Origin of the sequence: Cumulibacter manganitolerans (assembly GCF_009602465.1) — a bacterium.
Lineage (GTDB): Bacteria > Actinomycetota > Actinomycetes > Mycobacteriales > Antricoccaceae > Cumulibacter > Cumulibacter manganitolerans.
In genome coordinates this window covers 1-12,601 of the sequence record NZ_WBKP01000077.1, presented here as the reverse complement: position 1 = coordinate 12,601, position 12,601 = coordinate 1, and the positions used below count along the sequence as shown (strand labels likewise).

15 protein-coding genes are annotated in these 12,601 nt (G+C 65.6%); 13 read left to right on the top strand and 2 right to left on the bottom strand.

The window, feature by feature from the left end; all coding sequences use genetic code 11:
* Positions 1–342 precede the first annotated feature (342 nt).
* Positions 343–1,032 carry a hypothetical protein gene (locus F8A92_RS17285; RefSeq protein WP_153506427.1) on the top strand — a complete coding sequence of 230 codons (690 nt, stop codon included), beginning with the start codon at positions 343–345 and terminating at the stop codon, positions 1,030–1,032.
* A 65-nt stretch (positions 1,033–1,097) separates the two neighbouring features.
* Here the strand turns inward: F8A92_RS17285 and F8A92_RS17280 are convergent, their stop codons facing one another.
* Entirely contained in the window at positions 1,098–1,577 is a 480-nt protein-coding gene (locus F8A92_RS17280; protein ID WP_153506426.1) for a winged helix-turn-helix transcriptional regulator, read from the bottom strand.
* Positions 1,578–1,651: 74 nt separating this feature from the next.
* Here F8A92_RS17280 and F8A92_RS17275 point away from each other — a divergent pair, with 74 nt between their 5' ends.
* Genes F8A92_RS17275 through F8A92_RS17270 form a run of 3 tightly spaced genes read left to right on the top strand, consistent with a single transcriptional unit; the run spans position 1,652 to position 3,934 of the window.
* The gene (locus F8A92_RS17275; RefSeq protein WP_153506425.1) at positions 1,652–2,101 is read left to right on the top strand and encodes a PaaI family thioesterase; all 450 of its coding nucleotides are present in this window, start codon (positions 1,652–1,654) and stop codon (positions 2,099–2,101) included.
* A 31-nt stretch (positions 2,102–2,132) separates the two neighbouring features.
* The gene (locus F8A92_RS19240) at positions 2,133–2,858 is read left to right on the top strand and encodes an FAD-dependent oxidoreductase (RefSeq protein WP_267130056.1); all 726 of its coding nucleotides are present in this window, start codon (positions 2,133–2,135) and stop codon (positions 2,856–2,858) included.
* Between the two features lie 23 nt (positions 2,859–2,881).
* Positions 2,882–3,934, top strand: coding sequence for an FAD-dependent oxidoreductase (locus tag F8A92_RS17270; RefSeq protein WP_267130055.1), 1,053 nt, complete (start codon positions 2,882–2,884; stop codon positions 3,932–3,934).
* Positions 3,935–4,043: 109 nt separating this feature from the next.
* On the opposite strand, the gene F8A92_RS17265 is transcribed toward F8A92_RS17270, so the two are convergent.
* Positions 4,044–4,550, bottom strand: coding sequence for a winged helix-turn-helix transcriptional regulator (locus F8A92_RS17265; RefSeq protein WP_153506424.1), 507 nt, complete (start codon positions 4,548–4,550; stop codon positions 4,044–4,046).
* A gap of 105 nt (positions 4,551–4,655) precedes the next feature.
* Here F8A92_RS17265 and F8A92_RS17260 point away from each other — a divergent pair, with 105 nt between their 5' ends.
* The 9 genes from F8A92_RS17260 (at position 4,656) to F8A92_RS17220 (ending at position 12,024) form a co-directional block, all read left to right on the top strand.
* A complete protein-coding gene (locus F8A92_RS17260; RefSeq protein WP_153506423.1) occupies positions 4,656–5,051 on the top strand; it encodes a tautomerase family protein in 396 nt (131 codons plus the stop codon).
* A 105-nt stretch (positions 5,052–5,156) separates the two neighbouring features.
* The gene (locus F8A92_RS17255; RefSeq protein WP_153506422.1) at positions 5,157–6,932 is read left to right on the top strand and encodes an acyl-CoA dehydrogenase; all 1,776 of its coding nucleotides are present in this window, start codon (positions 5,157–5,159) and stop codon (positions 6,930–6,932) included.
* A gap of 63 nt (positions 6,933–6,995) precedes the next feature.
* Positions 6,996–7,778, top strand: coding sequence for an SDR family oxidoreductase (locus tag F8A92_RS17250; protein WP_153506421.1), 783 nt, complete (start codon positions 6,996–6,998; stop codon positions 7,776–7,778).
* A gap of 78 nt (positions 7,779–7,856) precedes the next feature.
* Complete coding sequence (locus tag F8A92_RS17245) at positions 7,857–8,645, top strand: crotonase/enoyl-CoA hydratase family protein (RefSeq protein WP_153506420.1); 789 nt, start codon at positions 7,857–7,859, stop codon at positions 8,643–8,645.
* A gap of 109 nt (positions 8,646–8,754) precedes the next feature.
* Positions 8,755–9,657 carry an NAD(P)H-dependent flavin oxidoreductase gene (locus tag F8A92_RS17240; RefSeq protein ID WP_323368445.1) on the top strand — a complete coding sequence of 301 codons (903 nt, stop codon included), beginning with the start codon at positions 8,755–8,757 and terminating at the stop codon, positions 9,655–9,657.
* 183 nt (positions 9,658–9,840) lie between these two features.
* Positions 9,841–10,275, top strand: coding sequence for an SRPBCC family protein (locus F8A92_RS17235; RefSeq protein ID WP_228389543.1), 435 nt, complete (start codon positions 9,841–9,843; stop codon positions 10,273–10,275).
* A gap of 3 nt (positions 10,276–10,278) precedes the next feature.
* Positions 10,279–11,307 (top strand): LLM class flavin-dependent oxidoreductase, encoded by a 1,029-nt coding sequence (locus F8A92_RS17230; RefSeq protein WP_153506419.1) that lies wholly within the window; start codon positions 10,279–10,281, stop codon positions 11,305–11,307.
* A 205-nt stretch (positions 11,308–11,512) separates the two neighbouring features.
* Complete coding sequence (locus F8A92_RS17225; RefSeq protein ID WP_228389542.1) at positions 11,513–11,761, top strand: type II toxin-antitoxin system Phd/YefM family antitoxin; 249 nt, start codon at positions 11,513–11,515, stop codon at positions 11,759–11,761.
* A 2-nt stretch (positions 11,762–11,763) separates the two neighbouring features.
* Positions 11,764–12,024: a Txe/YoeB family addiction module toxin gene (locus F8A92_RS17220; RefSeq protein ID WP_153506417.1), complete on the top strand. Its 261-nt coding sequence runs from the start codon at positions 11,764–11,766 to the stop codon at positions 12,022–12,024.
* Positions 12,025–12,601: the final 577 nt, after the last annotated feature.

Sequence of the window (12,601 nt, the reverse complement as noted above, 5' to 3'; positions counted from 1 at the left end):
AGCGACTCGCGGACGGGATCAAGGACCAGATTCGGAACACGGCTACGCTTCACCTACGGAGTGCCTCTCTGCGTGATGGACCTTGAGCTTCAGCAACCCAAGAATCCCGCGCCAGACAGGCACTTCCGTGCTTTACACGCCGTACTCCCCCCGACCACGTGAAATCCCGAGGCTAGGCACGATCACCCGCCGCGTTCGGCGCTCCTGCGTCGCTTATTTCCTCACGCACCGGGCTCACTCTGGCGGCTGTTGCGCGCCCACCCTCAGCCCGCTTGAGAGCGGGGCATCTGCACACACGGTGCAGGTCGGCGCGCCGCGCCGAAACACCCGGGAGGGCATTCCATGTTCCAGAACATCACCACCGTCATCGTCGAGGTCGCCGGAGCGCAGGACGAGAACGTCGTCACCAGCACCGGGCGCAGCGGCAGCGTCCAGGTCCAGAGCGGATCGGTCTGGATCACCTGCCTCGACCTGCCAGCGCTCACCGCGCACGCCTACGCGTGGGCGACTGCCCGCGCCGAAGCAGCCGGGTACCTGCCGCACACCGCCAGCATCACGCCGCTGCGGCACAGCAGCGAACCCACGCTGATCCTGCGCCAGACCGGGTACGCCCAACCGCAGGTCTACGCCAGCTGTGACCGGCACACCGACGCGCCGTACCTGGAGGTCATCGTCGCGTCCATCCGCACCCGGGTCTACGACCGGGCCGCGGCCGACTCGATCGAGCAAGCCTGGGCCCGAGCCCTCCTGCTCGCCAAGCCCGTCTTCGCCACCGCACCACCGCGCCTAGACCCCGCCCGCGCAGACCAGCTCGCCGGCCGCCAAGCCATCCGCCGGCCCGGACCACCTCCAGCGCCCTCACAAGCGCCACCGGGCACAGGGGCCCGCGTCACGACGACGCGGGCCCCTACCGGTCGTTATCCACACGGCCCCGCATCCGTCCACAGACCGCGCCGCCGGCCGCGACAACCAGCGCCGGCACCGCGACGATGCCAGTCAAGTCATCGGACCACCGAAAGGACCACACCCTGATGAACACGACACCTGGATCGTCACGTCGTCCTCAGGGACAGGCATCAGCGCACAGGTATCGGGACTTAGGGGGTCTCGACGGTCAACTCGCGTGCCCCCGGACCAGACGTGGGTGAGCCGTCGCGCGCAGACTCAAGAATGTGGCCGGCCGTGCAGCGGACCACCGCCTCGACGGGTGCGCCGCAGTCGTGATGGGTCACGATGATGGACGGTCCGGCCGGGTCGGCGCAGTATGTGTCGCCCCACTTCAGCAGGGCGATCATCGTCGGATAGAGGTCCAGGCCCTTCGGCGTAAGCCGGTACTCGTTGCGGGCGCGGCGTCCCTGATCCTGATAGGGAGTCGTCTCCAGGACGCCCGCGGCCACAAGCTTGCGGAGCCGATCGGCTAGCACGGCATCGGATATGCCGACGTGGTCGCGGATCTGGTCGAAACGGCGTACGCCGTTGAACGTCTCGCGCAGGATCAGCGGCGTCCATTTCTCGCCGATGACATCGAGGGTTCGCTGGATCGAGCAGTTTCGCGTGTCGTAGGCCAGCCACTGCATGTTGAGGTTCCTCTCCGTTGACGTCCGCCCCCCACCAGTCTAACTTTGAAAACAAAAGTTAGATTGGAGCAGTTATGACGGTAACTAACAACAGCCTTCCCGATGTGTCGCTGTCGACGGCGAGCCGGTTCGTCGCGAGCTCAGGATTCGTCGTTGAAGAGGTCACGCCGACCGCGCTTCGCGGATACGTCGACCTCAGCGAGGACCATTTCACGCCGTGGGGCGTCGTGCACGGTGGCGTCTACACCACCATCGTCGAAAGCGCCGGCAGTATCGCCGCAAGCAAGGCCGTGCTCGATAAGGGCCAGTTCGCCGTCGGCGTGCATAACGCAACAGATTTTCTGCGATCGAGCTCCGGCGGGCGCGCCAGCGTGACGGCTGAACCGTTGTTCCAAGGACGCAATCAGCAGCTCTGGGAGGTCGTCATCACCGCGGAGGAAACCGGAAAGGTGCTGGCACGCGGGCAGCTGCGGCTGCAGAACATCGCGCTTCCGCAACAGGACCTCGGCGCACCCGGTCGCTGATCACTCGTTCACCAACACACCAGGAGCGACGATGATGACACAGCCGACACCTGCACCCGGCATTCTCCTCGAGGCCGAGGAGTTCGACGACTTCGGTGGCTGGATCCTCGACTCGCAGTTCGAGACACAGATGGGCTCGCCATACCTCCTCGCGCACGGCAAGGGGCGACCGGTCGCGGACGCGACCACCCACATCGCCATCAAGGACCCCGGCACCTACAACGTATGGGTGCGCACCAAGGACTGGGTCCCCTCACACCACCCAGGACGCTTCAGCCTGAGTGTCGCCGGCCAGATGCTGGAGAACGAACTCGGGATCCATGGCGAGGACTGGAGCTGGCAGCGGGCAGGCTCGGTCGAACTCGCCACAGGACGGATTGAGGTGCGGCTGCGCGATCACACTGGATTCGAAGGCCGGTGCGATGCGATCTATCTCAGTCGCGCGGACCTCGCTCCACCCGAAGGCAATGACGAGCGAACGCGGTCCTGGCGGCGCCGCCTGCAGGGCCTACCCGAGCATCCTGAGGATGCCGGAGCGTTCGACGTCGTGGTGGTCGGCGGCGGCGGTGTACCCGGCTCGAGCGCCGCGCTGGCCGCGGCGCGGCTCGGCCTACGCGTGGCGCTGATCCAGAACCGCCCCTACCTCGGCGGCAACGCGAGCATCGAAACCGGACTGATGCCCCGCGGCGAACGGGGCCACCTGGTCGAGGAATCTCCCAGCGAGAACCGGACGGCGACCTGCACGCCCACCGCCTGATCGAAGCCGAACCGAACGCCACCATGTTCCTGGAGCACACGGTGTACGCGGTCGAGGCCGAAGGCCGGCGGATCACCGCCGTGGACGCACGCGAGGCACGCAGCGGCATCGAGCGCAGGTTCACCGCACCGGTGTTCATCGACTGCAGCGGCACCGCGATCGTGGGCATCCTCGCCGGAGCACGCACGATGTTCGGTCAAGAGTCACACACCCAGCACGGCGAGATGCTGGCCCCCGATCACGGCAACCACAGTCACCACGGGAACACGATCTTCTTCCGCACCCGCCTCGCCGATCACCCCGTTGCGTTCCCGGAGGTTCCCTGGGCGCTTGACGTGGCCAAGGACTACGCCAACCTCAGCGGCCAGCTCGAGAAACCCGGTACCGACAACGGCCCCGGACCGGCCGCCGGAGCACACCGCACCTTCGCGCCGGACGTACGCCGCCGCATGCAGCTCCCGAACACGCACTTCTGGGAGTACGGCCAAGACCTCGACCCTTACACCGAGGCCGAGCACATCCGCGACCACCTGCTGTGTGCGGTCTACGGAACGTTCTCCAACGTCAAGACGACCGAACCACAGGAGTACGCCAACCTCGAACTCGACCATCTAGCGTTCGTACCGGCGCAGGGCGAGTTTCATCGGTACCTCGGTGATTACGTCCTCACCGAGACCGACATCCGTGAGCATCGGTCGTTCGATGACGCGGTGGTGTGGAACGACGGGCCGTTCTGCCTGCACTATCCGGGAGACGAGAACTACGACTTCCGGCTACGGGACTGGAAGTGGGACACCCGCGACGAGCAGCCCTACCGGATCCCGTTCCGCTGCCTCTACTCAGCAGACATCGACAACCTGATGATGGCCGGTAAGCACATCAGCGTCACGCATGTCGCTGGGTCCAGCACCAAGTTCATGGGCAACGGCGCACAGCACGCCGTCGCGACCGCGGCGGCCGCAGCCCTATGCCTCAAGCACGACACGAGCCCACGCGGAATTCAAGGCGCACGGATGGCAGAGCTGCAGGACCTGATCGCATCCATCACGGGCAAGAACCTACGAAAAGACGCCTGAGACGACACAGTCGACGAACGGAGAGGCAGTGACCGTGCTGGCGTGGGGGGTGAACAGGCACCGACCGACAAGCACGGGCCCCTCGAAGGGGAGCAGCCGAGGTGGCGAATCAAGCCAGGGAGCTCGGGAAGCGTGCCTCCACATCCGCGCGGCCCCGCAGGTGCTCGGGAAATCCCGGCCCGAGCTCCCGGGTGACAGTGTCGGAGGTGAGTGGCTTACCGCAACGCTCGCACACGACAACGGCGTGCGTCGGGTGGCCGCACGTGTCGTGGCGAGTGAGTACTGGCGGCCCGCTCTCGTCGGCCAGCCATCTATCACCCCACGCCATGATCGCGGCCATAACGGGGTAGAAATCCCGACCCTGCTCGGTCAGGACATAGTCATACCGGACCGGGTTGTGCTGGTACGGCTCGCGTTCGAGCAGACCCGCGTCAACCAGCCGTTGCAGGCGCGCAGTCAGGGTGTTGCGTGCAAGGCCTAGAGACAGCTGGAAGTCGTCGAAGCGCTGAATGCCGGCGAACGCCTCGCGTAACACCAACGGCGTCCACCAGTCACCGATCAGGTCCATCGTGCGCGCAATCGAGCACGGCCAGCTCGCCAACGAGGTTCGTTTCATGTCACCCAGCATAGGAGAGTTGCCCAACAGGACCCACCCTGCTAGCGTCCTGTCAGTTGCTCTATAAGACTCACTGAGGTCATCGGTCAAAGATTGGATCGGTTAATGCCCTTCTACACCTGCTACACCTCCCAAGATGCGCTGTCGTCTCAGGAGAAAGCGCACGTCGCAGCGGAAGTTACGCGGATCCACGTCCAGCACACCGGCGCGCCGCGCGGTTTCGTCCGCGTGCTGTTCCACGAGGTGGCCCCCGGGGACTGCTACACCGGTGGCGAGGTCGCTGACTTCGCGATGATTCGCGGCGTTGTGCGCGCCGGGCGGTCCGCTGAGATCAAGGAAGCGCTGCTTCGTGATCTGTGGGTGCTGCTGCAGACGGTCACCGGTCTCGGTGACCAGGAGCTGCTGGTATCGGTTCAGGAGAACCCGGCAGCAAATGCGATGGAGGGCGGCGAGGTGCTGCCCGAACCCGGCGAAGAGCGGGAGTGGCTCGCGCGACATTAGCGCACCGGTCGGTTCGCCGCGCCCAGATCTTATCGAGCGTTCGGGCCTGCACGAGCCAGGGAATCCGTCCAGCAGCACACCATCCCAACCAGCCCGGAGGTACTCGTGGCCTACCAGCCGCCCCTTCAGTCGATCCAGTTTGCGCTGCATGATGTCCTCGACGTCGCCGGCGTACTGACCGCTCATGGCGTCCCGATCGACAGGGAGACCATCGACGGTGTCGTATCCGGGGCCGCCGAGTTCTGCACCGGCGTCACTGCCCCGCTCAACGCGGTAGGAGACCGCGAAGGGTGCCAGCTCAACGACGGTGTCGTGCGGACGCCCAGCGGATTCCCGGCGGCGGCGAAGAAGTACGTCGAGGCGGGCTGGCCGGCCGTCACCTGTCGGGAAGACGATGGCGGCGCGGGACTGCCTCACGTCGTAGGCACGGTGATCAGCGAGATCCTGTCCGCGACAAACGCGGCCTGGTCGCTGTACTTCGGGCTGACCGGCGGCGCTTACCGGTGTCTGCGCGCCAACGGCACCACCGAGCAGCGACGGCTTTTCCTTCCCAAGCTGGCCGCGGGTGAATGGACCGGCACCATGTGTCTGACCGAGCCGCACTGTGGCACCGACCTCGGGCTGCTGACAACGAAGGCCGTCCCGCAGGACGACGGCACCTATCTGATCACCGGAACGAAGATGTTCATCTCCGGTGGGGACAACGACTTCGCCGACAACATCGTGCATCTGGTCTTGGCCCGCGTCGAGGGGGCCCCGTCGGGCACCCGCGGGATCAGCCTGTTCGTGGTCCCGAAGAACCATGTCACGAGCGAGGGCGAGGTGGGCGGGCGTAACGGCGTCTACTGCGACAGCATCGAAGAGAAGATGGGCATGCACGGCAACGCGACCTGCCTGATGCGCTTCGACAACGCCGTGGGCGAACTGGTCGGGGAACGCGAACGCGGTCTGCCGGCAATGTTCGTGATGATGAACGGGGCGCGCCTGGGCACCGCCACACAGGCTCTCGGCCTGACCGAGTCCGCACAGCAACAGGCGACCGCGTACGCCCGCGACCGCCTGCAGTCCCGGGCGCCCGGAGTGCTGCACGACAAGAACCGCGTGGCCGACCCGATCATTGACCAGCCGGATGTCCGCCGGATGGTGCTCACCCAAAAAGCCTGGGCCGGCGGCGCGCGCCTGTTCGCGTACTGGATGGCCATGCAGATCGATCTCGAGCACGGCGCACACGACGCGGACGTACGCCGTAAGGCCGGCGACATCCTCGCGCTGCTCACCCCGGTCGCGAAGGCATTCGTCACCGATCGCGCCATCGACACCACGACCCTGGCGATGCAGACGTTCGGCGGCGCGGGATACATCGTGGAGTCCGGCATCGAGCAGACCTACCGCGACGGGCGAATCCTCGCGATCTACGAAGGCACCAACGGTGTCCAGGCGCACGATCTGCTGGCCCGCAAGGTTATCGGTGACGACGGCGTGCGACTGCGGCAGCTCACCAACCTTGTCCGCTCGTATACCGGCACCCCCGACCACAGCAGCGACCTCGCGGCGATGCATGCCCGAACCCGCTCGCTCGCCGACGAGGTCGACACCCTCGCAGGCGAGCTGATCGCGCGCGCCGCGGACGACCCGCTGTCCATCGGGACGAGCGCGGCGGACTTCTTGAACCTGGTGGGCTACCTGGTCTATGCGCATCTCTGGGCTCGCGCCGCCGCGACCGTGGACGCGCTGGGGGAGGGTGCTACGGGTCATCATCGCCAGCAAGCGGCGATCGCGCGGTTCTACTTCGACAAGCTGCTGCCCGATACTCGGGCACTGCTGGAGCGGGCCCGCTCGTCCAGCGCGGTGCTCATGGACCGCGCAGCGATCGGCATCTAAGCGGACCCATTTTGCAGCCCAAGATCGCCATCTGGCTCATCAGACCCACCACCTAGGAGCATCATGAGCAACACCCAGGAACTGTTCGACCTCACCGGTCGCACCGCTCTTGTCACCGGAGGATCTCAAGGTCTCGGCATGCAGATCGCCGAAGCCCTGGGTGCGCACGGTGCCCGTGTCCTGCTTTCTTCGCGCAAGGAAGCCGACCTGGCCAACGCAGTCGAAGAGCTTGCCGCGCAGGGGATCGACGCGTCGTACGTCGCGGCCGACTGCTCCCGCGAACAGGATGTGACTCGGCTCGCCGAGGCAGCCGTCGACACGCTCGGCACGGTCGACATCCTGGTGAACAACGCCGGGGTCAGCTGGGGCGCTCCGGCCGAGGACCATCCGCTCGAGGCGTGGGACAAGGTCATGGACCTGAATGTGCGCTCGGTGTTCCTGCTGTCCCAGCACATCGGCCGGCGCTCGATGATCCCGGCGGGCTACGGCCGCATCATCAATCTCGCGTCGATCGCCGGACTGCGTGCCAACGGTCTGGAAGCGACCAAGACGATCGCCTACAACACCAGCAAGGCCGCCGTCATCAACTTCACCCGCGCACTGGCCGGTGAATGGGCTCGCTACGGCATCACCGTCAACGCTCTCGCGCCGGGTTTCTTTCCCTCTCGGATGACGAAGGGCACGATCGAGAAGCGCGGCGTCGACTCGATGACCAAGAACGTCCCGCTCAAGCGACTGGGCGACCAGGACGACCTCAAGGGAGCCGCACTGCTGTTCGCCTCCGCGGCGGGTAAGCACATCACCGGACAGACCCTGGCCATCGACGGCGGCGCGAGCATCGTCTAGGCCCTGACCGGGCGCACGCCCCGCCATGGCACCACCGATCAATCCAACCACCAACCCCCACCACGCAAAGGATCTGCGATGAGCACCGAGGCACCTGCTGGCGAAGTCACCATGGACATCGACGGCCATATCGCCGTCATTACCGTGCGTAACGAGGCGAAGAAGAACTCGTACACGCCGGAGATGACCGAGCAGCTCTCCGAGCATCTGACGGCGTTCGACGACAACGACGATCTGTGGGTCGCGGTGTTCTGCGCGGCAGGTGAGCACACCACCGCGGGCTTGGACATGCCGAAGTTCTTCGGACCCAACGCGACCGCGAAGCCGAAAGATCCCACCAAGGTTGACCCGTTCGGTCTGGCCCGCCGCACCACCAAGCCGGTGATCGCGGTCGTACAAGGCATCACCTTCACCGTCGGCATCGAGATGATGCTGGCCGCGGACATCGTCGTCGCCGCCGACACTGCGCAGTTCCAGCAGCTGGAGTCCAAGCGCGGCATCGCACCGTTCGGCGGCGCGCACTTCCGCTACCTCACCCGCACCGGCTGGGGCAACGCGATGTACCACCTGTTCCTGTGCGACAAGTTCGACGCCGCCGAGGCGCTGCGCATCGGTTTCGTGCAGGAGGTCGTCCCCTACGGGCAGCACCTCGACCGCGCGATGGAGCTCGCACGCGAGATCTGCAAGAACGCGCCCATCGGGATCCAAGCCACGAAGGAAGCGGCCTTGAAGTACATCGACGCCGCTGAGCAGGCCGCGATCGACTACATCCCACAGATCCGTGAGCGAGTGTTCGCCACCGAGGACTTCAAAGAAGGCATCCAGTCGTTCGTCGAACGCCGCGAAGCCAACTTCCAAGGCCGCTGACCGCCCAGCGCTCCATTGCCACTGAGCAGGATCACGTCATGAATACCAGAATCACCGACCTGCTAGGCATCGAGTACCCGATCATCCAGGGCGGAATGCATACGTCGGTCTGGCTGAGCTCGCCTCCGCGGTCTCGAACGCAGGCGGTCTCGGCATCCTGACAGCGCTCACCCAGAAGACGCCGGACGACCTGGCCGCCGAGATCGAACGCTGCCACACGATGACCGACAAGCCGTTCGGCGTCAACCTCACGTTCTTGCCATCAGTGAACCCGCCGGACTATGCCGGCTACATCCGCGCGATCATCGACGGCGGCGTGAAGGTAGTCGAGACCGCAGGCAACAACCCGCAGAAGTGGCTGCCGATGCTCGAGGACGCCGGCATCACCGTGATCCACAAGTGCACCGCGGTACGCCACGCACTGAAGGCCGAGGCCGTCGGCTGCGACGCGGTCAGTGTCGACGGATTCGAGTGCGGCGGACACCCCGGCGAGGACGACGTACCCAACATGATCCTGCTGCCACGCGCCGCCGACACGCTGAGCATCCCGTTCGTCGCCTCAGGCGGCATGGCTGACGGCCGCTCACTAGCGGCAGCTCTCGCGCTCGGCGCCGACGGAATCAACCTTGGCACCCGGTTCATCGCCACCGCGGAAGCACCGGTCCACCCCGCGGTAAAACAAGCCATTCTCGACGCCACCGAGCTTGACACCCGGCTGGTGATGAGGCCGCTGCGCAACACCGAGCGCGTGCTGAACAACGCAGGCGTCCAGCGCCTGCTGCAGAAAGAACACAAGCTCGGTGAGGACATCGCCTTCGAGGACATCGTCGAGGACGTCGCGGGCATGTATCCCCGCGTCATGGTCAACGGCGAGATGGACGCCGGCCCCTGGTCCTGCGGCATGGTCGCCGGACTCATCAATGACGTACCCACCTGCAAGGAACTCATCGACCGGATCGTCAGCGAGCCCTGCTCGCTGATCCGCCAACGCCTGGTGACCCTGACGGCATAACCTAACCAACCTGCCGCCCGCGACGGGCGAGATGAGATATGGATTCCGGTGCGCAATGCTCGGCAGCACCTTGCTGCGGGCGTGCCGGCATCCTCACGTGACAACTGACGAGGAGATCTGAATGAAGTTGTCCGACGCACCGACCACCCGGGTGCAGGTCAAGATTCAGGCTCCGGCCGAACGGTGTGGCGAATAGTCAGCGACATCCAGACTCCCGCGCTCACCAGCCCCGAGTTCCAGGGCGCCGTGTGGCTGGACGGTGCGACGGGGCCGACGGTGGGTGCGCGGTTCGCGGGTCGCAACGCGCACGAGGCGATCGGCAAGTGGCAGTCGACCTGCACCATCATCACCGCCGACCCACCTCGTGAGTTCGCGTACGCGGTCGACGATCCGAAGAATCCCGGCGCCGTATGGCGCTACCGCATCGATCCCTCCAGCCAGGGCGTTCTGTTGACCCAGATCGCGCAGATCGGTCCCGGACCCTCCGGATTGACCCTGGCCATTGAGCGGATGCCCGAGAAGGAAGCGCGCATTATCGAGCGTCGCCTCGGTGAGCACCACACCAACATGACGGCGAACCTGCAGCAGATCAAGAAGCTCGCCGAAGGACAGGAGTAGTCCATGCGCATCGGGATCAGCGTTCAGCCGCACACCGCCGACGGTCTACGCCTGGCGGTGGAAGCCGACGCGATGGGCGTCGACTCGCTCTGGAGCGCAGAGGCATGGGGGTACGACGCGTTGACGCCGCTAGCGATGCTGGCCGGGCGCACCAAGAACGCTCGGTTGATCAGTGGCATCGCGCAGCTCGGCGCACGGACTCCGGCGATGCTGGCGATGTCAGCGATGTCGTTGCAACAGCTCAGCGAAGGCCGGTTCGTACTCGGGCTAGGGGCCAGCGGCCCCCAGGTCGTCGAGGGGTGGCACGGCGTGCCGTTCAGCAAGCCGGTGCAGCGCACCCGCGAAACGATCGAGATCGTGCGGATGATTCTGCGTGGTGAGCGGGCCGCGTACGACGGGAAGGTGTATCAGCTGCCGCTGCCGGGTGGTGAGGGCCGCAGCATCCGATCGATGGCGCCGACGCCGGTGCACGTGCCGATCTGGCTGGCGGCGTTGGGTCCGGCGAATTTGCGGTTGACCGGTGAGCTGGCCGATGGGTGGATCGGCAACTCGTTCATGCCGGGAACCGCTGGCGACGTACTGGTCGCACCGATCGCCAAGGGAGCCGCCGCGGCCGGGCGATCGATCGAGGACGTCGAGCTCGCGATCGCGGTGTCACTGGAGCTCGGCACGCAGGCCGAGGTCGACGCGTTGGCGCGCAAGCACGCCGGTGGCTACGCGTTCACCTTCGGAGCGATGGGCAGCTCGAAGACGAACTTCTACAGCGCCGCTTTCGAACGCCAAGGCTTCGGCGAGCAGATCGCGCGCGTGCACGAGCTATGGCAAGCCGGCGACAAACAGGCCGCCGAAGCCGCCGTGCCGCCCGCGATTGGCCTAGGAACGAACCTCGTCGGCACCGAGCAGATGATCGCCGACCAGCTCCAGGCATACACCGCGGCGGGAGTGGGGCTACTGCGGGTAAACCTGACCGGCGACTCGACCGACGAGAAGCTGCAGTCCCTAGGCCGCCTCCTCGAGCTCGCCGCCTCATAGCTTCTCACCCCTGAGCGGGCAGTTCGTCGGCATTGTTGCCAGGGGGCGCCAGGAGTCCCAGGTGTCGGTCATGGGGTTGCGGATGGCTGCGACGAGGTCCCGCCATCCCCTCCGGGCGTCGGTGGTGGCGAACCGGATCGTGACGACCCAGGCAGCAACCTGTACAATTTTCTGTACAGGAATGGGGGGCAGATAGGTGAGAACGATGAGCTACACCGAATCCCGGGCTCGCTATGCCGAGGTGCTGGATTCGGTCGTCAATGACCGCGAAGAAGTGGTCGTCACGCGCTCGGGTCATGAGGCCGTGGTGATCGTGTCCTTGGACGAGTTCGAAGCGCTGCGCGAGACGGCCTATCTCATGCGGTCGCCGCGCAATGCGCGGCGGCTGCTAGATGCGATGGAACGCCTAGAGGCGGCAGAGGGCGAAGTCCGCGACCTGCTTGCGGACGACTGAGCATGCGGCTGGTGTGGGATAGCAACGCCTGGGAAGACTACCTATGGTGGCAAACGCAGGACCGCAAGATCCTCAAGCGGATCAACCAGCTGATCGGGGACGTGCTGCGCAACGGCAACGCCGGGATCGGTAAACCGGAGCCGCTGCGGTATGACTTCGCCGGCTACTGGTCTCGCCGGATCACCGACGAACACCGACTGGTGTACAAGCTCACCGACACAGAGCTGCGGATCGCTGCCTGCCGATACCACTACGGTCGCTGACGTCCCACGCGCCGGCCGACGGTCGCGTCGCTTCGATGGGCGCCCACGGTACAGTGAACAACGCATGCATAGACGCGAATTTATAGCCTCTTACCTGCGTACTGGTAACGCGCAATATTCGAAGTTCCATTATTGGCCTCGTTCTTGGGCGCCGTCCGTCTGGGGAATGGGCGGAGGTAGCTAGGTTGGATTGTGCCAGCCACGTGCCGTGCCGTCGCCTGCGGACGATCGGTTCGTCGTCAGTTCACCGGCAGCTTGGGTAGCCAGACTCCACTGAGCCCGAACATGAGTGCAGCACGATCGCCTGTTTCGACGGACCACAGCTTGTGTTCTTCGCGCTTCTCAGGAGTAGGGATTGGCCAAGGAACTGCTTCAACGATCGCACGGATCACGTCGCTAATGATGTCCGGCAGTTCGTCGGCGATGACCGCGGGCCGCAAGAGCGCTAGGTCAAGTCCCGTGGGGTGGTGTACGATGTTGATCCCTCGGTTGGGCGTGTCGGTTAGGCCGTGAGGGCCTGGAGCTCGGGTTCGGTCACCTCCTCGGCATCGGCGGTGGGGTCGACGGCCTGGGATCG